This is a genomic window from Priestia endophytica (assembly GCF_026790145.1).
GTDB lineage: Bacteria > Bacillota > Bacilli > Bacillales > Bacillaceae_H > Bacillus_I > Bacillus_I endophytica_A.
In genome coordinates this window covers 1-931 of record NZ_JALAMS010000090.1, presented here as the reverse complement: position 1 = coordinate 931, position 931 = coordinate 1, and the positions used below count along the sequence as shown (strand labels likewise).

3 protein-coding genes are annotated in these 931 nt (G+C 31.9%); all 3 read right to left on the bottom strand.

What is annotated here, in order from left to right:
• Window positions 1-132 precede the first annotated feature (132 nt).
• Window positions 133-297, bottom strand: a complete 165-nt coding sequence (locus MOC86_RS27300; RefSeq protein ID WP_268587018.1) for a hypothetical protein — start codon at window positions 295-297, stop codon at window positions 133-135.
• 63 nt (window positions 298-360) lie between these two features.
• Window positions 361-651 carry a hypothetical protein gene (locus MOC86_RS27295; RefSeq protein ID WP_268587017.1) on the bottom strand — a complete coding sequence of 97 codons (291 nt, stop codon included), beginning with the start codon at window positions 649-651 and terminating at the stop codon, window positions 361-363.
• 32 nt (window positions 652-683) lie between these two features.
• The coding region (locus MOC86_RS27290) for a hypothetical protein (RefSeq protein ID WP_268587016.1) at window positions 684-931 on the bottom strand (248 nt) is incomplete at its 5' end.

Sequence of the window (931 nt, the reverse complement as noted above, 5' to 3'; positions counted from 1 at the left end):
CCAAGATTTATAGACTATTTTCAAGTTAGTTGAAATTTTTGCACCAGAACCCAATTATGCTTATTATTTCAAATGGCTTAAGCCTTTATCTATAGCCTTAAAGCTATTAGACAGCGCTTTTTGTATGAACGTTTATTTTGGTTTTTGTAGTGATTTCTTATCTAATAACTGCATAGAAAAAATGTCTCGTTCTGTGATGCCCAACAATTTCATTTCTTCTTTATAAGAACGCCCTTCTACCACTTTTATAGACTTTTTGGTTCCATCTCTTAATGTATATTCTTGATACATTATCATAGGATTTACTCCTCTTTTTCAAAAGTTTCTTCCATAGTATCACAATTTTTAGCAATGAAATAATTATGAATAAACAAGTTCCTTTTCATATATACCTTTTGCAAACTGACGTACCTGTTGGATCGTGTCAAATCGTTGAACTTCTTGTGAGAAATCACCTGTTCCACTTATATGATAAGACTTTTTAAAGAAACGAACAGGGGTTGTATAGTACTTGTTGTTTGTGAATGTAAGGGATTTATAAATGACGACTCCTAACTCATTAGGAAAACGACAGACAATCTTAAAATCCTCTTCTTTTTCTAAATCTGTATCAAATGAACAGATAAAGTCTTCTAAACTAGGCTCATTCATTTTTTATTCCCTCCTTATCCATTCTAACCCAATTATACTCTAATTCTATGTTTGTATCTCTGGGACTTTACAGCTTTTTTTAAATGGTATGGAGAAAGGAAATATGTATCAGTTAAATCAGTCCGCGAAAGTACACTTAAAGGGCAAAAAAAAATCTCAAACTCGTTGCGATTCAACGAGTTTGAGATTTTATTACATTTCACAGTTCTTTCGTTCACACCAACAGCTTTTGCGATTTCAGGACCAGTTAAGTATTTATTTTCAGCGAGTAATAATAAGA

Coding starts and splice junctions, on each gene's coding strand:
- MOC86_RS27300 (WP_268587018.1), bottom strand. CDS start 297: ATGATAATGTATCAAGAATATACATTAAGAGATGGAACCAAAAAGTCT.
- MOC86_RS27295 (WP_268587017.1), bottom strand. CDS start 651: ATGAATGAGCCTAGTTTAGAAGACTTTATCTGTTCATTTGATACAGAT.